The sequence below is a fragment of the Sphingobium sp. genome, from assembly GCA_035196065.1.
Classification (GTDB): Bacteria; Pseudomonadota; Alphaproteobacteria; order Sphingomonadales; family Sphingomonadaceae; genus Sphingorhabdus_B; species Sphingorhabdus_B rara.
In genome coordinates, this window is sequence record CP136575.1 from 1,393,059 (window position 1) to 1,413,826 (window position 20,768).

The 20,768-nt window shown below is 59.4% G+C and carries 21 protein-coding genes and 1 riboswitch; of the genes, 11 read left to right on the forward strand and 10 right to left on the reverse strand.

The genetic code is table 11. The features are described from left to right. The first annotated feature begins 27 nt into the window (after positions 1-27). On the forward strand, positions 28-1,374 hold the full coding sequence (locus RSE16_06795) for a TldD/PmbA family protein (protein ID WRH77162.1): 1,347 nt from the start codon (positions 28-30) through the stop codon (positions 1,372-1,374). Continuing rightward, complete coding sequence (locus RSE16_06800; GenBank protein WRH77163.1) at positions 1,367-2,155, forward strand: 3'(2'),5'-bisphosphate nucleotidase CysQ; 789 nt, start codon at positions 1,367-1,369, stop codon at positions 2,153-2,155. The genes RSE16_06795 and RSE16_06800 overlap by 8 nt, the downstream gene beginning before the upstream one ends. A 91-nt stretch (positions 2,156-2,246) precedes the next feature. Here the strand turns inward: RSE16_06800 and RSE16_06805 are convergent, their stop codons facing one another. From RSE16_06805 to crtY, 5 genes are all read right to left on the reverse strand, one after another. After that, positions 2,247-2,537, reverse strand: a complete 291-nt coding sequence (locus RSE16_06805; GenBank protein ID WRH77164.1) for a GIY-YIG nuclease family protein — start codon at positions 2,535-2,537, stop codon at positions 2,247-2,249. Positions 2,538-2,600: 63 nt separating this feature from the next. Continuing rightward, positions 2,601-3,599 (reverse strand): phytoene/squalene synthase family protein, encoded by a 999-nt coding sequence (locus RSE16_06810; protein WRH77165.1) that lies wholly within the window; start codon positions 3,597-3,599, stop codon positions 2,601-2,603. A 49-nt stretch (positions 3,600-3,648) separates the two neighbouring features. Continuing rightward, on the reverse strand, positions 3,649-4,230 hold the full coding sequence (locus RSE16_06815; protein WRH77166.1) for a TIGR00730 family Rossman fold protein: 582 nt from the start codon (positions 4,228-4,230) through the stop codon (positions 3,649-3,651). Between the two features lie 56 nt (positions 4,231-4,286). Beyond that, the gene (locus RSE16_06820) at positions 4,287-5,768 is read right to left on the reverse strand and encodes a phytoene desaturase (protein WRH77167.1); all 1,482 of its coding nucleotides are present in this window, start codon (positions 5,766-5,768) and stop codon (positions 4,287-4,289) included. After that, positions 5,765-6,946, reverse strand: coding sequence for a lycopene beta-cyclase CrtY (crtY, locus tag RSE16_06825; GenBank protein WRH77168.1), 1,182 nt, complete (start codon positions 6,944-6,946; stop codon positions 5,765-5,767). Before crtY ends, RSE16_06820 begins: the two co-directional genes overlap by 4 nt. A 153-nt stretch (positions 6,947-7,099) precedes the next feature. Here crtY and RSE16_06830 point away from each other — a divergent pair, with 153 nt between their 5' ends. Beyond that, entirely contained in the window at positions 7,100-7,768 is a 669-nt protein-coding gene (locus tag RSE16_06830) for an energy transducer TonB (protein ID WRH77169.1), read from the forward strand. Between the two features lie 185 nt (positions 7,769-7,953). Here the strand turns inward: RSE16_06830 and RSE16_06835 are convergent, their stop codons facing one another. After that, complete coding sequence (locus RSE16_06835) at positions 7,954-9,117, reverse strand: hypothetical protein (GenBank protein ID WRH77170.1); 1,164 nt, start codon at positions 9,115-9,117, stop codon at positions 7,954-7,956. 88 nt (positions 9,118-9,205) lie between these two features. Between RSE16_06835 and RSE16_06840 the strand changes: the two genes are divergently transcribed. Together RSE16_06840 and RSE16_06845 are read left to right on the forward strand one after the other, a co-directional pair. After that, positions 9,206-9,949, forward strand: coding sequence for a sterol desaturase family protein (locus tag RSE16_06840; protein WRH77171.1), 744 nt, complete (start codon positions 9,206-9,208; stop codon positions 9,947-9,949). Continuing rightward, positions 9,912-10,313: a DUF2141 domain-containing protein gene (locus tag RSE16_06845; GenBank protein WRH77172.1), complete on the forward strand. Its 402-nt coding sequence runs from the start codon at positions 9,912-9,914 to the stop codon at positions 10,311-10,313. The genes RSE16_06840 and RSE16_06845 overlap by 38 nt, the downstream gene beginning before the upstream one ends. A gap of 63 nt (positions 10,314-10,376) precedes the next feature. On the opposite strand, the gene RSE16_06850 is transcribed toward RSE16_06845, so the two are convergent. The 3 genes from RSE16_06850 to RSE16_06860 form a co-directional block, all read right to left on the reverse strand. Beyond that, positions 10,377-11,588 (reverse strand): cytochrome P450, encoded by a 1,212-nt coding sequence (locus RSE16_06850; protein WRH77173.1) that lies wholly within the window; start codon positions 11,586-11,588, stop codon positions 10,377-10,379. A gap of 3 nt (positions 11,589-11,591) precedes the next feature. Beyond that, positions 11,592-12,953, reverse strand: a complete 1,362-nt coding sequence (locus RSE16_06855; GenBank protein ID WRH77174.1) for an NAD(P)-binding domain-containing protein — start codon at positions 12,951-12,953, stop codon at positions 11,592-11,594. 95 nt (positions 12,954-13,048) lie between these two features. Continuing rightward, positions 13,049-14,011: a glycosyltransferase family A protein gene (locus tag RSE16_06860; protein ID WRH77175.1), complete on the reverse strand. Its 963-nt coding sequence runs from the start codon at positions 14,009-14,011 to the stop codon at positions 13,049-13,051. 105 nt (positions 14,012-14,116) lie between these two features. Here RSE16_06860 and RSE16_06865 point away from each other — a divergent pair, with 105 nt between their 5' ends. Then, positions 14,117-14,968: a MipA/OmpV family protein gene (locus RSE16_06865; protein ID WRH77176.1), complete on the forward strand. Its 852-nt coding sequence runs from the start codon at positions 14,117-14,119 to the stop codon at positions 14,966-14,968. A gap of 4 nt (positions 14,969-14,972) precedes the next feature. On the opposite strand, the gene RSE16_06870 is transcribed toward RSE16_06865, so the two are convergent. After that, entirely contained in the window at positions 14,973-15,833 is an 861-nt protein-coding gene (locus tag RSE16_06870) for an MBL fold metallo-hydrolase (GenBank protein ID WRH77177.1), read from the reverse strand. Between the two features lie 66 nt (positions 15,834-15,899). On the opposite strand from RSE16_06870, the gene RSE16_06875 reads away from it, so the two are divergent. The 5 genes from RSE16_06875 to RSE16_06895 all read left to right on the forward strand — a co-directional run bounded on the left by RSE16_06875 (position 15,900) and on the right by RSE16_06895 (position 20,613). Then, positions 15,900-16,232 carry a metalloregulator ArsR/SmtB family transcription factor gene (locus RSE16_06875; GenBank protein ID WRH77178.1) on the forward strand — a complete coding sequence of 111 codons (333 nt, stop codon included), beginning with the start codon at positions 15,900-15,902 and terminating at the stop codon, positions 16,230-16,232. Beyond that, positions 16,229-16,762, forward strand: a complete 534-nt coding sequence (locus RSE16_06880; protein ID WRH77179.1) for a rhodanese family protein — start codon at positions 16,229-16,231, stop codon at positions 16,760-16,762. Before RSE16_06875 ends, RSE16_06880 begins: the two co-directional genes overlap by 4 nt. A gap of 1 nt (position 16,763) precedes the next feature. After that, positions 16,764-17,528: a sulfite exporter TauE/SafE family protein gene (locus RSE16_06885; protein ID WRH77180.1), complete on the forward strand. Its 765-nt coding sequence runs from the start codon at positions 16,764-16,766 to the stop codon at positions 17,526-17,528. 19 nt (positions 17,529-17,547) lie between these two features. Continuing rightward, a riboswitch (TPP riboswitch) is annotated at positions 17,548-17,656 on the forward strand. Between the two features lie 34 nt (positions 17,657-17,690). Further along, the gene (gene thiC / locus RSE16_06890; protein WRH77181.1) at positions 17,691-19,553 is read left to right on the forward strand and encodes a phosphomethylpyrimidine synthase ThiC; all 1,863 of its coding nucleotides are present in this window, start codon (positions 17,691-17,693) and stop codon (positions 19,551-19,553) included. Between the two features lie 61 nt (positions 19,554-19,614). After that, on the forward strand, positions 19,615-20,613 hold the full coding sequence (locus tag RSE16_06895) for a hypothetical protein (GenBank protein WRH77182.1): 999 nt from the start codon (positions 19,615-19,617) through the stop codon (positions 20,611-20,613). Positions 20,614-20,768: the final 155 nt, after the last annotated feature.

Genomic DNA, 20,768 nt, shown 5'->3' on the forward strand with positions numbered 1-20,768 from the left:
GTCTTCGCCCCCGTCCTAAGCGGGGGTATGCTATCCCCAAATGAAGCGCTCGATCGCGCAGTAAAACTCGTCGAACAGGCTCAAAAGGCCGGTGCCGACGCCGCAGATGCCGTTTATAGCTGCGATGCCTCCACCGAGGTGCAGGTGCGCCTTGGTGCGCTGGAAGATGTGGTGCGGTCCGAGGGCGAAGAGATTGGCCTGCGCGTTTTCCTGGGGCAGCGCTCCGCCACTATCTCCTCGTCGAGCATGAACCCGGACGTGTTGAAAAGCCTTGTCGAGCGCGCGCTGGATATGGCGCGTGAGGCACCCGAAGACCAATATGCAGGGCTTGCACCGCAAGACATGCTTCTGAAAGGCGCGGTTCCGGACGTTGATAGCGACGACGGGCTCGATCCCGATCCGCAATCATTGCGTGAAGTGGCGCTTGCCTGTGAAGATGCAGCGCGCGCCGTTGCAGGCGTTACCAATAGCGAAGGCGCGGGCGCAAGCGCCGGGCGATCCATCTTCGCCCTGGCCACCAGCCATGGCTTTGCAGGTGTCAGCCATGCGTCGGGCTATGGCATTTCGGCAAGCGTGCTTGCTGGCGAAGGCGATGCCAAGGAACGCGATTATGACTGGCGTTCGGCCCGCCACCGTGCCGATCTCGCTTCGGCCGAATCCGTTGGCCGCCGTGCTGGCGAACGGGCCGTGCGACGCATCAACCCAGGTGCGATCAAAAGCGGAGCGTTGCCTGTAGTGTTTGATCCGCGCGTTGGCGGGTCGCTTGTCGGCCATTTGATGGGCGCGATCAGCGGCGCGTCGATCGCGCGCAAGACCAGCTTCCTGCTTGAATCCGAAGGCGCGCAGCTTTTTGATAGCGGGCTGAGCGTCGTCGACGATCCGCTCCGCCTGCGCGGGCTCGGCAGCCGCGGCTTTGATGGCGAGGGCCTGCCCACGGCACGCCGCGCGATCATCGACAAGGGCGTACTTACCGGATGGCTGATGGAAAGCGCTGCCGCCCGCCAATTGGGCCGTAAACCCACCGGTCATGCCAGCCGTGGCGGCAGCGGTGCACCCGGCACCACATCCTCCAACCTGCATCTCGAGGGCGGCACGTTGAGCGTGGCAGAGTTGATCGCCGATATCGATTATGGCGTCTATGTCCATGAATTGTCGGGGCAGGGTGTGAACTCTGTAACCGGCGATTACAGCCGTGGCGCCGCCGGTTTCCTGATCGAAAAAGGCGAAATCACCGGCGCAGTCAGCGAGTTCACCATTGCATCGAATCTGAAGGACATGTTCCGCGCGCTGGTGGCCGCCAACGACATTGAATTCATCCGCTCGATCAATGTGCCAACGCTCCGCGTTGACGGTATGATGGTGGCGAGTGCCTGATCGCGATGCCGCGATAAGGATAGTTTGCGAGGCCGGGGAGCTTGCACTCGCCCATTGGCGCGAAGGTGCATCGCCTGTCGTTGATGTGTGGGAAAAAAGCCGCGACAATCCGGTCAGTGCGATCGACCTTGCCGTCGATGTCTTGCTCAAGGAACGTCTGGGCGCACTCGCGCCAAATATCGGCTGGCTTTCCGAAGAAACTGCCGACCATCCAGACCGGCTTTCCATGTCGCGCCAATGGCTGGTCGATCCGATTGACGGTACGCGCGATTATATTCGCGGGCGCAAGGGCTGGTGCGTATCAGTGGCGCTGGTCGAAGGTGCTGAAGTCGTCTTCGCCGTGATCCATGCTCCGGCGACGGGCCAGCTTTGGGTGGCGCATCAGGGGCAGGGTGCGACCTGTAATGGCCGACTGCTCAGTGCCAGCCAGCGGACTGACCTTGCGCGCGCGCGGGTGCCCACTGACGCACTACCCAAGGCGGACCGTGACCTCGAAATGGTCCACAAACCCAACAGCATCGCAATGCGGATGGCGATGGTGGCGTGCGACCGGGCCGATCTGGTCGCGACGCTGCGTTGGGGCAATGAATGGGATGTTGCGGCGGCCCATCTGATCGCGGCCGAGGCGGGGGCGATAGTAACAAGCGCGATGGGTGAGCCGATCCTTTACAACAAGCGCCAGCCGCTCGATTTTGGCCTGATCTGCTGCTCGCCGGGTATCCATGGGGCAGCGGTGGAGCGATTGAAGGGCAGGGCTTGGACGATACTGGCGAATACATGACGTCGCCGATTCCGAAGCGTCGCCCCTGCGAAGGCAGGGGCCGCTAGTGGTTTGCTAGGTCGACACTAATCGCCCGGGTTCAACCGCTCGCTTAACCGTTGAGCGTGGTGTAAAGATCATCCCAGTTCGGATTGGCATCAGAAGTCAGCCGCAATTTCCGTAGGTGGTTCCAGCCTTTCAGCCGCTTTTCTCGGATTATTGCCGCTTCGATGTCAATATGCGCCTCCATCCAGACAAGCCGTTTCAAGGCCCAGCGCCGACAAAAGACTGAGCCCCTGCCGTCGCGATGTGCGGTTATCCGTTCGGCGAGATTTGCCGTCACTCCAATATACAGGATACCGAACGGCTTGTTTGTCATAATGTAGACGTGGCCACCGCCCATGTCCGCTCTCCAGATCACCACCCTGGCTGAGATCGTGTCAGGGTAGCGGCGTCGGGGTAGACTTCAAGCGACCCCGGCCTCCGCCGGGGCGACGAAGTTTCGCGGCCGCGTCCATAATCCATCGCGGCACATTGCAGGCGGATGATTGCGCCACGCTTCTTGAAATGCCCGTGCCACCCACTGCAGTTTTTCCGCGCGAGAGGTGAATATCCGACCGTCCCAGGCATGGTCATCGGCTGCACGGACCTTACGCGCAATATCACCATAAATGCCCGCTGCGGATAGCACTGCCCAGCGCGCGCGGAACGGCAGGCGGGCTGCACCTATGCGCGCCGAGGCTTCATATTGTCCGGCTTCATCCGCAAGCCAGCGACCGATCAGCGCAAGTTTCTTGCGGTTATGCGGGCGCAGATGTTCGCCCGGCTCGATATCGAGTTGCGCCAGCCAGTCGTCAGGGATGTAGCAACGCCCGGCGCGGCCATCCTCGGCAATGTCGCGCGCGATATTCGCCAGCTGGAAGGCAAGGCCAAGGTCGCAGGCGCGGTCCAGTGTTTCGGTATCATCGGGTGATGCGCCCATCACGACAGCCATCATCACGCCGACCGCGCCTGCCACATGAAAGCAATAGCGATACAGATCGCCCTCATGACGCGGATGCCAGCCTGCGGTATCAAGCGCAAAGCCCTCGATCACGTCATCAGCCATTTTCTGGGTTAGGCCACATTCGCGTGCCACGATGCCAAGGCAGTCAAATGCGGCCTCGCCCGTTACCTCGCCTTGCAATGCTCTCGCGGTAAGATCGCGGATTGTTTGCAGCCGCGCATGCGGGTCGGCGATTTCGGACATCGCGCCGCCATGATCCTGCCCATCGGCCATGTCGTCGCATTTGCGGCACCAGGCATAGAGCAGCCATACCCGTTCCCGCGTGGTTCGGTCGAACAGCTTGCTGGCGGCGGCAAAGGATTTAGATCCGCGCGCGATACTCTCGCGGGCAAAGGCGACAAGTTCGTCCCTCCCACTTGCAGGAGGGGATGGGGGAGGGGTTGAAACAGTAAAGCTCACGCCCCTTCATGCCCTCCGCTGACCGCTGCCGCAAGCGGGAGGGGTAACTTCACAAATCCTCGGCCTTCATCTGGAAGATGTTCTTGTGCGGCACATGGCCCTCCATACGAGAGAGCAGCACGTCGAGTTCTTTCTCGACGATCATGATCCCGGCATGGGCTTCGCGGATGAAGCCGACCTCGATCATATGCGCGTTGAATTCGACTAGCCGGTCATAAAAGCCCGCGACGTTCAGCACCCCTACGGGTTTGGAATGATAGCCAAGTTGGGCCCAACTGATCGCTTCCCACAATTCGTCCATCGTGCCGACGCCGCCGGGGATAGTGACAAATCCGTCAGACAGGTCGGTGAACATGCGTTTGCGTTCGTGCATGCCGGGGACGACATGCAGTTCGGTGAGGCCGCGATGCGCAACCTCGCTGCCGACCAGCGCTTCAGGGATCACGCCGATAACCTCGCCGCCCGCTTCAAGACAGGCATCGGCTACTGCGCCCATCAGGCCAAGACGGCCGCCGCCATAGACCAGCCCGATACCGCGCGCCGCGAATTCGCGGCCGACCATGCGGGCGCTTTCCATATATACCGGGTCTGCGGGTGTGGCAGAGCCACAATAGACGGCTAGGCGTTTCAAATCAGGCCTCAAATAGATTTAACGTCGCCCCGCCTTCGCAGGGGCGACGGGATTTTTCAACCAGCCAAATCCGCAATCATCAATTCCGCTGTCGCCTTTGCGCTGCCGACGACCCCGGGGATGCCTGCACCGGGATGCGTGCCAGCGCCGACGAAATAGAGATTATCGATCACATCGTCGCGGTTGTGAACACGGAACCAGGCGCTTTGCGTCAGCACCGGTTCAAGGCTGAAGGCGCTACCCAGATGCGCGTTCAGATCATGACCGAAATCGGCCGGGGTGTAGTGGAACTTCGTCACGATCCGGTCGTGGATATCGGGGATCAGGCGGCGGCCGACCTCGTCAAGGATGCGCTTTTCAAAGACCGGGCCCATTTCCTCCCAGTCGATCGGCAGCTTGCCCTGATGCGCGACGGGCGCGAGCGCGTAAAAGGTAGAGCAGCCCTCTGGCGCCATGGACGGGTCGCTGACTGTCGGATGGTGCAGATAGAGCGAGAAATCCTGGGGCAACACGCCATGATCGTAAATGTCATCGAGCAGCCCTTTATAGCGCGGCCCGAACAGGATCATGTGATGCGGGATACCCGGCCAGCTACCCTTGATGCCAAAATGCACGACGAACAGGCTGGGGGAGAATTTCTTGCGTGAAAGCGCGCTTGCCGCCTTTTGTCCACGCGGATGATGGGCGAGCAGATCGCGATAGCTGTGCATGATGTCGCCATTGGTCGCAACCGCATCGCATTCGATCCGATGGCCCGACTGAGTGACAATGCCGGTGGTGCGATCGCCCTGTGTTTCGATCCGCTCGACCCCGTCATTCAGGATGATCGTGCCGCCGATGCGTTCGAACTGGGTCACCATTGCCGCGATCAGGCGGTTTGTGCCGCTCTTGGCAAACCAGACGCCGCCGTCCTTTTCCAGCTTGTGGATCAGCGCATAAATGGCGCTGGTTTTCATCGGGTTGCCGCCGACTAGCAGCGTATGGAACGACAGTGCCTCGCGCAATTTCTCGTTCTTCACGAATGAGGACACCATCGAATAGACGCTGCGCCAAGCCTGATATTTGGCAAGTGCCGGTGCCGCCTTGATCATCGAGGCGAAATCAAGAAATGCCTTTGTGCCGAGCTTTACATAGCCCTCGTCATGCACGCCTTTGCTGTATTCTAGGAATTTGCCATAGCCCGCCACGTCGGCAGGATCGAGCTTCTCGATTTCCTTGCGCAGCCCCGTCTCGTCATTTGAATAATCGAAATTGGTGCCATCGGGCCAATTCAGCCGGTAAAAGGGCATGACTGGCAGCAGCTCTATATCCTGCGCCATATCGTGCCCAGTCAGTGCCCAAAGCTGCGTTAGGCAGGGGGGATCGGTGATGACAGTCGGCCCACCATCAAAGATGAAGCCGTCCTTTTCCCAGAAATAGCCACGGCCACCAGGTTTGTCGCGTGCTTCGACGATTGTCGTCTTTATGCCCGCTGCCTGCAGGCGAATTGCCAGCGCAATGCCGCCAAAGCCCGCGCCAATCACTACTGCCGATTTCATCTTGCCTTCTTTCGCGACTGCAAAGCTTTCAACGCCTTTCCGACTGGCACCGGGGGTTTTCCCGTCAATATTCGTGCCTTGTCGCCCCCTGTGCTTTGGCCAGCGTAGAAGCGTTCGATCAATCCGGGCTTAAGCCTGTAGAAACGCTCGAAGATCTTGTAGCGCTCGCCATGGACCGATGCGCGGAACAGCATGCGGTTGAGTATGCGATAATATCTGCCATCTTTCCAAAGCGCTTCTGCACGTTGCCGCAGCAGCATGTTCAGCCGGTCGCCATCAAAATCGGTGAGTTCCGCAACAAAGGTGGCAAGCCGCACCGCATCGGGCAGCGAATAGCTGGTGATCGGGTGGAAAAACGCGCCGCGTGCACCTGCTTTTGCCGTTCGTCCGCTGCCGCTCGCCCAATAATTTTCAAGGTCGCCGCCCATCACCACCGGCAGCACGCCGGTTTCCTCGCGCAGCACCCGTTCAACTTCCCAGCCGCGATTGTCGGCATAAGCGGCAATGCGCTGTGCCATCACCCGCCTATCGAGATCCGGACGATCGCTGTAATAGGTATCCTCGACGAACACCTTGTCCATGCCAAAGGGCAGGACATAGACGAAGCGATAGCCGTCATGCTGGTCGACGGTTGCGTCCATCACGATTGGCCGGGTCAGGCTATGGGGCTCTGCCAGTTGCAGCAACTGGCCGGTGAATTTCTGCCAGCCGCAATCCAGATGATGATGGTCCGCGACCCCGCGCGCGTCGATCACGCCGCCGGCGTTGATCCGCTGTGCACCGTCAAGCACAACAAGACGCGGGCTGACCGCCTTCACTGTGCGCCCCGTCATCAGAGCCGATGCGGGCAGATTGTGCCGCAGCAGCCAATCGAGCCGTTCTGATTCAATTGTGTAGTATATCGTATCGAGCGTGCGGCTATGTTCCGGGAAGTGCACGTCATAGCCCGACCAACCATATGTAACGAGCGGCGCGGTCAGCCAGCGATGTTCAGGCGCAATGTCACTGGCAAAAAAGCTCCAGATATGATTGCCGCCAAAATGCTGTTCCTGTTCGATAAGGACAATCTTGAGTTCCGGTCGCGCCCGGGCAACCGCCAACGCGATCAACCCGCCGGCAAGACCGCCACCGACAATCGCCAAGTCGCATTTGATATGATCGGGAGCTGCCGAAGCCATGTAAAAAACCCTAGACGAGAGCGGGTCCAATCAAAAGTCGCGACCGCCACAAAGACGTGGATAATGCGCCGGTGAGGCCGGAAAATGTACCGAATGGCATCGGTGGCGGCGTCACCGTGGACAAGGCCAATGGTGCGCGATAGGGAATGGTCTATGCGTTTCGCTTGCCTCTTGCCCATCGCCTTGATGCTATCGCTCGCTGCCCCTTTCGGCAGCACAAAGGCCGCACCTATGCTCGCGCCCGGACAGATGGCAGCTGAGCAATGTATCGAATTCCGGCGAACCGGGGGTGCCGAATTCATCCTCTACAATGGCTGCGACGATGCCGTTAATCTGGCTCTGTGCGTGGAGGAGCGGGTTGGCACGGGTTGCGGCCGACCGGAGGATTTCGTAACCCACCGCGCCGCTGCAGGTGCCGACTATCCAGGCGTGTATCGCTCGCTGCAACTGCTGAACATGTTCGCCTGCCGCTCGCCCACTGTCGTGCAGTTTGCTGCAGGCGGGCAGGCGCGGTGCGAACGAGCCGAGGCATTATTGCCCCTGTTGCTGGCTTCCTCGCTCAAAAATCCCGGCACGATCATCACGGCGGCGGATTATCCACGCAATGTAAACGCCGAAGGGACGACGCGCTTCGAAATGTTGGTGGCGGCTGACGGCCGGCCAACAAGCTGCAATGTGACGGTGAGTTCGGGTACTGCAGCGCTCGACACGGCGACCTGCAATGCCTTCATGCGCCGGGCACGTTTCTCTCCCGCAAAGAACGCCAGCGGCCAACCGGTCGAAGGACGCTATCGCGGCAGCGTTACCTGGAAGGAACCCTGAGGCCGGCTTTCGCGTTGTACGCGGGCGCCTTGGCAAATCATGGCAGGCCGGAACAGTCCCCTCCGGCCTGCACGCCCCCCGCTGACGGACGGGTCGCTGAGTGATCAGCGAGGGACTCATGAATAGCAGTGTGATGCCCCGGGCACGATATGTGTGCACTACCCGAACGGGGAGGATTGCCGATTTTACAGTCGGTTAGACGGCGGTGGTTCCGGCAGCGTAGCGAGCGGTTTACCCCAACCTATCGGCACTTCGCGCAACATGGCAACCAGCTCGGTCTGGTTCGACAGGCCCGTCTTGGCGTAAATGCCCTTGAGCAGATATTTGCCGGCTTCTTTCGAAACGCCCCGATCTGAGGCATAGCCGCGCACGCCTGATCCCTGAACCAGGAATGTAGCCAGCCGCGCCTCGGCCGCGGTCAGATCAAAACTGGTTTGCAGCGCCTCTACCATGTCATTGGAAACCGCGATTTTCTGCCCTCCGACCAGCATCAGTGCTGTGCCGCCGACACCGTTGGCAAAGCTTTCGCCTTGCGCCGTAGGGACCGCGACTGCGCTCATCAACAATTGCCCGTCATCTTGGGTGCGGGCGTTGAAGGTAATCGATCGCGATTTGCCGTGGCCTGCCGCCATCTCGGCAAGGTCGCGCTGCGTGGCAGGGTCGTCGAGCAACAGCCGGCCATGGTGCAGCTTTATGCCACCACCGCGATCAAGCAAGGCTTGCGCCCGACTATTGGCCATCAACAGTTCAAGGCTGGGGCCAAGCGCGATGACACAATAGGGCGAGGAATCAATGAGGTCGGTTGCGGTCGCTGCGCGCAAATCCGCTTCCCCGATCCTACGGCTGATCCGCGCGGCACGCTGGATATGCGGGATCAGCATCGAAATTGCTTCCGGCAAATTGCCGGGGTCGCAGTCTGACGGTCCCGGGCAGACAATGCCCATATGATCGGGCCCTTGCCGGTCGAGCATGCCGAGGATTGCGAGTTCGTAACCCCAGGGGCCAAGGAAATGACGATAGAATTTCGTCTCCTTGAAATCATGCCGATCGATCAACTGATCGCTGAGCACGACATCGCCTAGCCGCATCTCGTGGCCGCGTATCGACCATTCGTGGCGGCCGGTAAAATGCTGCAGATAGGCGTCCCGCGCCAGCGGGTGGACCCCGGTAGAGCCAATGAAGCGGCCTGCAGGCGGATCGAGCCTTTCCCAGACGACAAAGGCCACATGCCATTCGCGCGGCGCGAAGAAATCGATCATTGAGGTAAGCGCAATATCCCAATGTGCGGGCACCAGTGCCGCTTCATAGATTTGGGAGACCACCCGATCATAGTTATCGAGTTCCAGCATAGCCTGATATTAGGCGCGTTGCTGCTGGAGTAAAGCCTCATAGAATGGGCGATTGCACTTACCGCGCACCAAATATAGACAGCCGGCCATGGCAGCCGTCCTTATCTCTGCACTTGCGATGACGCTGATCGTGGGGCTGCGCTATCTGGCGACCAGCGGTTTTTTCGCATGGCTAACGCAAAGGGTGCGTCCGGGGCTCTACGCTAAGCTTGGTCCGCAAATGCGGCGGGAAGTTTATTGGTCGTTGCTGTCTGCCGGAATTTACGGGATACCCTCCGGCATCGTCGCCTGGGGCTGGCAGAATATGGGGTGGACCCGCATCTATTCTGATATCAACGCTTGGCCTGTCTGGTATCTGCCGCTGTCGGTGCTGCTTTACCTTATCGCGCATGACAGCTGGTTTTATTGGACGCACCGCTGGATGCATACACCGCGGCTGTTCCGTATCGCCCATGCCGTCCACCATGACAGCCGCCCGCCCACTGCATGGGCCGCGATGAGCTTTCACCCATGGGAAGCGCTGACCGGCGCTGTTGTTATTCCGGCGTTGGTGTTTCTAATTCCGATCCATATCGGCGCGCTGGGTTTTGTGCTGTTCCTGATGACGCTGATGGGGATCACCAACCATATGGGTTGGGAAATGTTTCCGCGCTTCATGGTTCATGGCCGGTTAGGGAAGTGGCTGATAACGGCAACACATCATCAAAAGCATCACGATGCTTATAGGGGGAATTATGGCCTTTATTTCCGGTTTTGGGATCGCCTTTGCGGCACCGATCTTGGCCTTGGCAGTTTTGACAACAAGCGTCGCGGCGACCGCGTCAGCGGATAGCCAACTGGAAGTATCGGTTACGGGACTGCGCAACCAAAAAGGCAATGTGTTGATCTGCCTGACCGCCAACCCCAAGGCTTTCCCAGACTGTTCGAAAGATGCCAACGCCATCAAGCGGGTGGTTAAGGCAAATGCTGCCAGTTCGGTTGTCTTTGTTGGAGCCGCCCCGGGTACCTACGCCTTGTCGCTGATTCACGATGAAAACGGTAACGGAAAACTCGATACCGCGATGGCGATACCGCGCGAAGGCTTTGGCTTTTCGCGCAATCCAAAAATTGCGTTTGGCCCACCGAAATTCACTGCAGCAGCCTTTGCGTTCAGCGGCAGCGGCAGTCAGTCGGTGCGTATGAAATATATGTTCTGATCGCTTTCGACCTGTTTGAACGCCGGTGCTTGAAAGCCGGCGTACCAACGGCGGCGTTCCGGTTCAGACGCGTTGCAGTTGAACCGGATAGGCGGTGATGCCGTGGAGGAAGGGACTGGCGAGTCGTGTCGGCTTTTCCTGCGGCACGACATGCAGGCCGCGGTCGAGTAGTTCGTTGATCATTGTATCAAGCTGGATTTCGGCTAGCCGCGCGCCAACGCAGCGGTGGATGCCATGGCCAAAGGCGACGTGGCGGCGGGCGTTTTCGCGACCGATGTCAAATCTGTCCGCATCGGTAAAGACGGCCTCGTCGCGATTGCCGGAAATATACCAGAGGATGATCTTTTCGCCGGCCTTCAATTGCTGCCCCGCCAGTTCGACATCACAGGTCGTGGTCCGCCGCATGTGGGTGACGGGCGATTGCCAGCGGATGATTTCCTGCGATGCGTTAGAGACGAGGGACCGGTCCGCGCGCATCCGCTCGAGCTGTTCTGGATAGCGGGCAAGCGCATCGACCAGTCCGCTCATCGAGTTGCGGGTCGTGTCGTTGCCGCCGACGATCAGCAATGCGATATTGGCGATGCGTTCGATTGCAGTCAGATTGCCCATCGCTTCCGAATGCACCATCCGGCTCAATAAATCGTCTGCGGGCGGCTGGCTCCGCCGTTCTTCGAGCAATGCGTCGAAGCGTTGTAGCATGATGCCCATTTCGACGAAAAAGGCCTGCGCATAGTGCTCCGTCATCACCTCGGGCGAGACATTGCTCGCCATGTCGGACCATTTGCGCAAGTTCATCCGCTCTTCCCAAGGGAAATCGAGGACGATCGCCAGCATGCCGATGGTCAGCGGGATCGACACCTGTTCGACCCAGTCGAAAGTCTCGCCAATAGGCAATGCGTCGAACAACTCCTTCGTGCGTGCTTTGACCTGCTTCTCGCGTTGCGCCATCTGGCTGGGGCTGAACGCAGCCGCGACAACGCGGCGCTGTTCGGTATGGCGCGGCGGGTCCATCGCGATGAAGTTTGGAAATTCAGATCCCTCGGCACCCTCGGCGATGGTGATGTTGCCGGTTTCGGAGGAATAGGTCGCCGGGTCCAGTTCAACCTTCTGGATCAAATCATGCGTCACGACCGACCAATAGCCGCCATAGGGGCTGTCAGCACGCCAGCTGACCGGCGCATCGCGTCGCAGCGCGGCAAAGGGTTCGCGCCAGCTGCCTGCGGTATAGAGGCTGGTGTCGCTGAGATCGACGGGGGTAATTGCGCGGTCTGCCATGGCTTAAGCCTCCTCCAATTCGCGCGCTGCTAGCGGCGGGGCATGTCCCCGAGATGCAGCGCGTTTTGCGCCCTTTGCCAGTTCCTTGTTCAAGGCGCTGCAATAATGGTCGAAATCGAGCTGGATGGTGTGCCGGCGCGACTGATAGTAAAATCCGGTATAATAATCTTCGTCGGCCTGGATGATGCGTTCCATTTCCGCTTCAGGCGGCGGCGCATATTTGCCGGCGAGATAGGCGCCTACCAGTTTCGACTGCTGCTCTGCAAAATTGACCAGCGTCGGCAAGGGTTGCGCCAGTCCCATATAGAACAGGTCGGGCACGCCGGGTTTCATGATGCGCTTGAACAAGGGCGGCGGGCGGTTGTCGCTGTCAGCCAGAAATGCCGGGTCGTCGAAAAAGGGGAAGCTGATGTCATAGCCGGTGGCCCAGACGATTACGTCCACACTCTCGCGGCTACCATCGGTGAAGACCACGCCGTCGCCATCAAGCCGTTCGATCCCGGGTTTCATGGTGAGGTCGCCTGATCCGGCACGCAGCAGGAATTCCCCCGATACCGTGCCATGGCTTTCGAACATGCCATATTCGGGTTCAGGCAGGCCGTAATCGGGCATCGTACCGATCAGCTTGCGAACCATCCGTTCGCCGATCCTGTGACGCAACCAGCGCGGCATCCATGCCGGGGCAGGGTTTTTGTCACCGGGCTTGCCGCCGATATATTTGGGGAAGACCCAGACGCCACGGCGCGCCGATACAAAGAGTTTTTCAGCGATCGGGCGCGATGATAATTCGGATGAAATATCCATCGAGCTGTTGCCAAGGCCCACGACCAGCACTCTTTTCCCGATGCAGTCGATTGGATCGAAGGGAGAGCGATATTGGTGCGAATGGATTTGCGGTCCGTTGAAACTGCCAGGATATTCGGGGATGCGCGCGGCCCAATGATGACCATTGGCAACTACTAGCGCATCATAGCGTTTAGTCTCGCCGGTCGAGAGCGTGACATCCCAGCCACCGTCCGCGCGGCGCTTTGTCTTTTCGACGCGGGTGTTGAAGGTGATGTGCGGACGGATGCCGAAATGGTCGACATAATCGTGGAAATATTGAAGCAGTTGCGAATGGTGCGGATAATCGGGCCAGTCTTCGGGCACCGGATAATCTTCGAATGCCAGCCGCCATTTCGATGTGTCGATATGCAGGCTCTTGTAGCAGGCAGACATGCCATTGGGATTGTTGAAATACCAGTTGCCACCGATATCGTCCGACGCCTCATAGACGTCGAACGCGATGCCATAATCCTTGAGCCGCTTGGCTGTGGTAAAGCCAGAACAGCCAGCGCCGATGATACAAACCTTGGGCAGGTTCATGTCGCTCTCCCGTTTTTCCGCGCAATGCACGGTCTCCGGGAACGAGTATGTTTAAACGCGCGATTAAAGTCTAGCCCTATGCAAGGACCATACTGCTATTCTGCAGAAAGTAGAGCGATCGTTGCGGCATCAGACGCCGCAAGGCTGGTGGCGACCAGTTGCGTTTTCACGAAATAGGCGATCCAGCGCAAGATCTTGCCGGTGCTGCGCAATACGGTTGCAGGATGATCGCGTAGCGCACGCAGCAACAGGCCGAAGCGGATCTTGTACGGATCACGGCACAAGAGGCGGATATAGGCCTCTGCCCGGCGCGGCGAGCGCGGCAATGCCTTGATCTCCCGCAGCATGACCTGTGCGGCAAGCGCATGGATCTGCCGCGCCCGTGCACTGGTCAGGCTGCCCTTGTGCCGCCGGTAGAGGTACAGATCCTCGGCTATCGGAAAAAAGGCGAATTGCCGTGCGGCGCGCAGCCAGAAATCATAATCTTCCACACCGAACAGCGTCTCGTCATAGCCGCGCAGCGCCTGCTGGACTTCGCGGCGATAAAGGAAGCTACAGCCGACTGCATTACCGAACACCAGCTGGTCGGCAGGTGCGACCGCGACTTTCTGCCCGGGAACGCCGTCTTCATCGATCAAGCGGTAATCCGAATGGAACACCGCATGGCCCGGATTGGCTTTCGCCTCCGCGACCAGTGTTTCCAGCATGTGCGGGCGCAACAGATTGTCATCGGACGTCCAACTGAAAAGTTCGCCGCGGGCCAGTCTGAAACCGACATTGAGGCTGGCTGGCAGTTTGGAATTTGTCGCATTGCGATGAAGGCGGATGCGCGCGTCGCGGGCCGCATATTCGGCCAGGATTTCAGGCGTCGCATCGGTTGAACAATCATCCACCGCGATCAGTTCAAAGTCAGCAAAGCTTTGTGCAAGGATGGAATCAAGGGCATCGCGCAGATAGCATGCGCCGTTAAACACGGGCAGCACGATTGAAACCAGCGGCACAGTGCGTGCGCTGGCGGGTTTTGCATGATTGCCGTGTATTTCGACCCGATCATTCACGCTTCGTCGCATAGCAGCAAAGATTGAACGATTTCTTGATGGTAAGCGGGCAGGTGGGGCTTCGCCGATATGGCGGTTAGCCATGCCGGTTCTTATCTCCGGTATATGAAAACTGCCCCTTTTGCCATGCTGACCGGCGCTGCTTTGCTCCTGCTTCCTGCCATCGCTTCGGCGCAGCCTGCGGGCAGTGGCCGTCCGCCAGAGGATCGCAACAGCCTTGTCCTCGGATTGGGTGGCGGGATTGCTCCGGAATATGAAGGTGCAGACGACTATGGCTTTCAGCCCGGCGGTGTGATTCAGGGCAAGGTTGACGGTTTCGATTTCCAGGTGCGTGGGCCCAATATCTATGTCGATTTGTTGCGCGATGCCCCCGAAAGCCGATGGAACCTGATTGCCGGGCCGGTGGCGCAGGTGCGTTTTGAACGCAACAGCCGCAACGATATCGACGATCCGCGCGTCGCCGCGCTTGGCACGCGCGACACAGCGGTCGAATTGGGGGGCTATGTTGGCATTGGCCGCAAGGGTTTCCTTATTCCGCCCGCCAGCCTTACCTTTGATCTCGCCTTTGTGCGCGATGTTGCCGGCGCGCATGACAGTTTCATCCTGACGCCGGGCGTTGCCCTGTCCAGTCCGCTGTCGCAGCGCAGCTTTGCCCGGCTGGGGGTGACGGCTGACTATGTCGGCAAGGGCTACGGTCGCACCTATTTCGATGTCGCGGCCTTGCCCAACCCCGATGCACTGCCTGCTTATGCGACGCGCGGCAGCGGCTTGAAAAGCATCGGTACGACATTCCTCCTCACTCATGATCTTGGCGGCGATAACCGCAAAGGCTGGGCGTTGTTCGGCCTTGCCGGTTATAAAAGGCTGCTCGGCCAATATGCCCGGTCACCGATTGTGCGCGATGCGGGCAGTGCCGACCAGTTTCTGGGCATAGCCGGGATTGCCTACGCCTTTTGACCGATCAGATCGCGTTCACCGGTATGCGCAGATAGACGTGCCCCCCGGCTGACGGGGGCGGCATAGCGCCGGCGCGAATATTGACCTGCAGCGAGGGCAGTATCAATTGCGGCGCATCCAGCGTCGCGTCGCGCGCCGTCCGCATTGCGACAAATGCGTCCTCGCTGATGCCGTCATGGGCATGGACATTCTGTGCCTTTTGTTCGGAAACGCTGGTTTCCCAGTGAAAGTTGCTTCGGCCTTCCGGCAGATAATCATGCCCCACAAAGATGCGGGTTTGGGGTGGCAGGGCGAGTATCTTGCGGATTGACCGGTAGAGCGTCGCTGCATCACCGCCGGGAAAATCGGCCCGTGCCGTGCCATAATCGGGCATGAACAGAGTATCGCCGACAAAGGCGGCATCGCCGATCAGGTAGGTGACGCAGGCCGGCGTGTGCCCCGGCGTGTGCAGGACAACGATCTCCAATTCGCCCAAGGGCAGGGTTTCACCCTCGGAAACGAGATGGCCGAAGTCGCCGCCATCCGGCTTTACATCGTCGGCTTCGAACAAAGCGCCGAACACGCGCTGGACGTCTGTTATGTAAGATCCGATCACGATGGGCGCGCCGGTTTTCTCATGTAGATAATGGGCGGCGGACAGATGGTCAGCATGGGCATGGCTTTCGAGTAGCCACACAAGTTCAAGCTGCTGTTCTGAAACATAGCTCAGCAACGCATCGGCTGACGCGGTTGATGTGCGTCCATTGCGCGGACTGAAATCAAGCACGGGATCAATGATCGCGGCTTTTTTGCTGGTCGGATCATGCACGACATAACTCACCGTAAAGGTCGCGGGATCGAAAAAGCCTTTCACTTGCGGATTCATGAGTCGTCTCCTTACAGCCATTATATTAGCACTTACTAATTTAGAATCAATGAATATATTGGCGTCATGTTTGACCTCACCCGTTTTGATCTCGCCCTGTTTGAAGAAAATGCCGGACGCGCGGCGGCTTTGCTGCGACTGCTAGGCAATGAAAAAAGGCTGATGCTGTTGTGCCAGCTTGTCGATGGCGAACTGTCCGTTGGCGAAATGCAGCGCCGGATCGGCGTGTCACAATCGGCCTTGTCGCAGCATCTGGCCTTGCTGCGTGAGGAAGGCGTGGTCGCCACCCGCCGGGAAGGTCAGACGATTTATTACCGCATCTCGGATCATAGCGCGTTGCGGATCATTGAAACCCTGGCGGAACTGTTCTGCCCGCCGGAAATGAGGAAAACGCCATGACAGCCATATTGCACAAGCTCTCCCCCGCCGAAGTGCGCGCGCGGCTCGACGCTGGCCGGGCGGTGCTGGTCGATATTCGAGAGCCGGATGAATTTGCCCGCGCCCGCATCAAGGGTGCGCAATCACAGCCATTGTCGAAATGGGAGCAGGCGCATCTCGCCATCGATCCCGACGCCGATGTCGTCTTCACCTGCCGTTCGGGTATGCGCACTGCCGGGGCGTGCGACCGGCTGGCGGCAAGGGTTTCGGGTGAGGCTTTCATCCTCGACGGCGGGCTTGATGCCTGGGCGAAGGCCGGCCTTCCGGTCGAAAGCAACGCTGATGCCCCGATGGAGATCATGCGGCAGGTACAGATTGCCGCAGGTTCGTTGGTTCTGATCGGTGCATTGCTCGGCTTTTTCGTCGCGCCGGCATGGTACGGGCTGTCGGCCTTTGTTGGTGCCGGGCTTACCTTCGCCGGGGTGACGGGCTTTTGCGGCATGGCGCGGCTCTTGATGCTCATGCCATGGAATCGCGTGCGCAACGCCTGACATGGGCTGGGAACTGCTCCTGCTGGCGGCAATGGGCGGCGCGCTCATAGGGTTGCTGCTGACGCTATTTGGCGGGGGCGGGTCGGTGCTCGCAACGCCCTGGCTGATCTATGTCGTCGGGGTAGCCGATATCCATGCAGCGATCGGCACGTCCGCCGCTGCGGTTGCCGTGAATGCAGCAACGGGTCTTGCTGCGCAGGCGCGGGCCGGGCGGGTCAAATGGCCCTGTGCAATCACCTTTGGGATCGCAGGCCTTGCCGGATCGCTGGCGGGAGCACAGCTTGCACGGCAGGTGGATGGCAAAGCCCTGCTTGGCTGGTTTGCCTTGGCGATGATCGCGATTGCCGTGTCAATGTTGCTGCCGAAACGCGATGCGGGTGATCCGTCCGTTCGGTTGACGCCGCCGATGGTGCTCAAACTCGCGCCGGTTGGGTTGATCGCAGGCCTGGCCGCCGGCTTTTTCGGCATTGGCGGCGGATTTCTGATCGCGCCAGGACTGATGGCGTCAACGGGAATGACGCTGGCCAATGCCAGTGCCTCCTCGCTTTTGTCGGTGACCTTGTTTGGCGGTGCAACCAGCCTCAGCTATGCGGCATCCGGCCAGCTGATCTGGCCGCTTTTCGGCGCACTGGTTGCAGGCGGCGGGGTAGGCACGCTGGCAGCACTTCCGCTTGCCCGGCGGCTTGAAGGCAGGGCCCAGCTTGCGCGTTCGATCTTTGCTGTGATGGTAATCGCAGTCGCGCTTTTCATCCTACTGGACGGATAGCCCCTGCTGCCCTATCTACGCACCATCCCCGGGGAGCCTGCTGTGGCTGAGAGGGATGGGTAAGCTCCATCCGACCCGTTGAACCTGAACCTGTTAGCACAGGCGGAGGGAGGGAGCGGTTCATTCAAAGCCGCCCTTTCTCCGTCAAGATGGAGAGCAAAGATGGGCGACGCCCCCGCACGCACGGAACAACCCGCAGTCACCACTGGCCCGATCCGTGGATCGAAGAAAATCCATGTCGGGCCGTTGAAGGTCGCGATGCGCGAGATTTACCTCGAACCCTCCAGCGGCGAACCGCCGGTGCGCGTCTATGATACGTCAGGCCCCTATACTGACCCGCAGGCAAAGATCGACATTTCGCAGGGCCTTCCCGAATTGCGCCGCGACTGGATTATTGGCCGGGGCGATGTTGAACATAAGGAGCAGCGCGCCGTCCGCCCCGAAGATAATGGCCAGCTTGGCCCTGATCGTTCGGGTGGTGTTGCGCCTTTCCCCAATGTGAAAAAGCAGGTGCTGCGCGCAAAGCCGGGCATGAATGTCAGCCAAATGCATTATGCCCGCAAAGGCATCATCACCCCTGAAATGGAATATGTTGCCGAGCGCGAGAATCTGGGCCGTGCCCGCCTTGCCGAATATATCCGCGACGGCGAAAGCTTTGGCGCGGCCATCCCCGATTATGTGACGCCCGAATTTGTGCGCGATGAAGTTGCGCGTGGCCGGGCGATCATCCCCAATAATATCAACCACCCTGAAAGCGAGCCGATGGCCATCGGACGCAATTTCCTGGTGAAGATCAACGCCAATATCGGCAACAGCGCGGTTGCCAGCGACGTGGCGACCGAGGTGGACAAAATGGTCTGGTCGATCCGCTGGGGCGCGGACACCGTCATGGACCTTTCGACGGGGCGCAACATCCACGACACGCGCGAATGGATCTTGCGCAACTCGCCCGTCCCCATCGGCACCGTGCCCATCTATCAGGCGCTGGAAAAGGTCGGCGGCATTGCCGAGGAACTGACCTGGGAAATCTTCCGCGATACGCTGATCGAGCAGGCTGAACAGGGCGTCGATTATTTCACCATCCATGCGGGCGTCCGCCTGCCTTATGTGCCGCTTGCGGCAAAGCGCGTGACGGGCATCGTATCGCGCGGCGGCTCCATCATGGCGAAATGGTGCCTCGCGCATCACAAGGAATCGTTCCTTTACGAACATTTCGACGAGATCACCGAGATCATGAAGGCCTATGACGTTGCCTATTCGCTGGGCGATGGCCTGCGCCCCGGCAGCATTGCCGACGCCAATGACGAAGCGCAATTTGCCGAGCTTTACACGCTGGGCGAACTCACCAAGCGCGCCTGGGAACAGGATGTGCAGGTGATGATCGAAGGCCCCGGCCATGTGCCGATGCACAAGATCAAGGAGAATATGGACAAGCAGTTGGAGGCGTGCGGCGAAGCACCCTTCTATACGCTTGGGCCGCTGACCACCGATATCGCACCGGGATATGACCATATCACCAGCGGTATCGGTGCTGCGATGATCGGCTGGTATGGCACCGCCATGCTCTGCTACGTCACGCCCAAGGAGCATCTGGGCCTGCCTGACCGTGATGATGTGAAGGTCGGCGTTGTCACCTATAAACTGGCGGCGCACGCGGCCGACCTCGCCAAGGGCCACCCGGCGGCAAAGGTGCGCGACGATGCGCTGTCAAAGGCGCGCTTCGAATTCCGCTGGCGTGACCAGTTCAACCTCAGCCTCGATCCCGATACGGCCGAGCAGTATCACGATCAGACGCTGCCGGCAGAGGGCGCCAAGACCGCGCATTTCTGCAGCATGTGCGGGCCGAAATTCTGCAGCATGAAGATCAGCCAGGAAGTGCGTGAATTTGCGAAACTGCAAAATCAGCCCGCCGACGGCTTTGTCGCGGCGGAAGAGGCCGAGGCTGGCATGGCCGAGATGAGCAAGGTCTATGACGCGACCGGCCGTGAGCTCTATATGGGCCAAGGCGATCGGGAGCATGATTGAGTTGCCCGGTCGATAGACACCAGCTTACCAAAATCACACATCATCCGGGGGGAATGATCCTATGTTCGCACGCACCGCTACCATAACCATCAGCATCGCTGCCTTGGCGCTTTCAGCGATACCGGTGCGTGCGCAATATATGATGCACCTCGATCCCAATCTTTACATGTTCGTGGCGATGAACATGAATAGCGGGCCGAATACCTGCATGAACGGGATTGCGCCGCCGGTTAAAGAGATTGACGAAGCCCGCCTGCCAGCGCCGGGCATTATGCAGGCTTATTTCGCGGCAGCGCAGGGCGGCAGTGGCAAGGCCGCTTCGTTCCGCACCTCCAAAAAAGCAAGCTGGACCTATGGCGATATTGTTGCGTCGCTGGCGCAGATTGACGCGCAGACGGATCCGCTGGCCGTGGCCGGCAACCGGCTGGATAACAATGCGCTCCGCTTTTTCCGGTCCGGCGATTTCCAGACGGTGCAGGGGCAGTGGTTGGTCAAGCGCGCCGATGGTGAGGTTGCCGGGCTCTATGATGCCGTGTTCAAGCGTGAGAAGAAAATCTGGAAACTCGAACGGCTGACCATATTCAGTGCCGCCGATGCGGTTGTGCCGGCCATGCAATATTGCTCCACACCGGGGGATGTTGCCGAACATAATATGAAGTCGGCTGCGAACCAGATCGACTATCTGGAAAAGGAAATCGCCAAGGCCCAGGCAAAGCTTGAAAAGGCCAAGGAAACACTGGCCGCGGATGAGGCCGCGCTTGCCGCAAAGCCCAGCCGGGCTGAATTGAAAGAGATTGTCCGCCAATCCGCAAAACAATTGGAAGCGCGCAAGAAAAAGCTGGCCGATCTTCAAGAGAATCTGGTGGATGCCCAAAAATATCGGGATAATTCCAGCCGGGACAAGGCAGAGATTGCCGAAATGACCTTGCCCGCCGCGCAGGCCGCGCGTTTCAGTGGCTTTGAAACGACCACGGCGAAAGATTTGGCCGCGAAAAAGGCCGAAGAGGAAGCCAAGAAAAAGGCCGAGAAAGAAGCGAAGCAAGCCGCGAAGGCAGGCTGACCCCCAAGTGACGGGCCAGCGTTGCGAAAGCAACTGACTGGCCACTGTCAAACATCGCAAAACCCGCTTTCCCATAGGGTGCGCAGGCAATAGCGCGCGCCCGCTAATAATTGCGCCCCGAAAAGGCCATGTGCCTACAGCCCCGAATATTTAAC

Bases quoted from the DNA above. Each gene is read 5' to 3' on its own strand.
- RSE16_06830 (WRH77169.1), top strand. From the start codon at position 7,100: ATGCGTTTCGCTTGCCTCTTGCCCATCGCCTTGATGCTATCGCTCGCT.
- RSE16_06835 (WRH77170.1), bottom strand. From the start codon at position 9,117: ATGCTGGAACTCGATAACTATGATCGGGTGGTCTCCCAAATCTATGAA.
- crtY (WRH77168.1), bottom strand. From the start codon at position 6,946: ATGGCTTCGGCAGCTCCCGATCATATCAAATGCGACTTGGCGATTGTC.
- RSE16_06850 (WRH77173.1), bottom strand. From the start codon at position 11,588: ATGGCAGACCGCGCAATTACCCCCGTCGATCTCAGCGACACCAGCCTC.
- RSE16_06840 (WRH77171.1), top strand. From the start codon at position 9,206: ATGGCAGCCGTCCTTATCTCTGCACTTGCGATGACGCTGATCGTGGGG.
- RSE16_06875 (WRH77178.1), top strand. From the start codon at position 15,900: ATGTTTGACCTCACCCGTTTTGATCTCGCCCTGTTTGAAGAAAATGCC.
- RSE16_06880 (WRH77179.1), top strand. From the start codon at position 16,229: ATGACAGCCATATTGCACAAGCTCTCCCCCGCCGAAGTGCGCGCGCGG.
- RSE16_06885 (WRH77180.1), top strand. From the start codon at position 16,764: ATGGGCTGGGAACTGCTCCTGCTGGCGGCAATGGGCGGCGCGCTCATA.
- RSE16_06795 (WRH77162.1), top strand. From the start codon at position 28: ATGCTATCCCCAAATGAAGCGCTCGATCGCGCAGTAAAACTCGTCGAA.
- RSE16_06805 (WRH77164.1), bottom strand. From the start codon at position 2,537: ATGGGCGGTGGCCACGTCTACATTATGACAAACAAGCCGTTCGGTATC.
- RSE16_06870 (WRH77177.1), bottom strand. From the start codon at position 15,833: ATGAATCCGCAAGTGAAAGGCTTTTTCGATCCCGCGACCTTTACGGTG.
- RSE16_06865 (WRH77176.1), top strand. From the start codon at position 14,117: ATGAAAACTGCCCCTTTTGCCATGCTGACCGGCGCTGCTTTGCTCCTG.
- RSE16_06855 (WRH77174.1), bottom strand. From the start codon at position 12,953: ATGAACCTGCCCAAGGTTTGTATCATCGGCGCTGGCTGTTCTGGCTTT.
- RSE16_06820 (WRH77167.1), bottom strand. From the start codon at position 5,768: ATGAAATCGGCAGTAGTGATTGGCGCGGGCTTTGGCGGCATTGCGCTG.
- RSE16_06895 (WRH77182.1), top strand. From the start codon at position 19,615: ATGTTCGCACGCACCGCTACCATAACCATCAGCATCGCTGCCTTGGCG.
- thiC (WRH77181.1), top strand. From the start codon at position 17,691: ATGGGCGACGCCCCCGCACGCACGGAACAACCCGCAGTCACCACTGGC.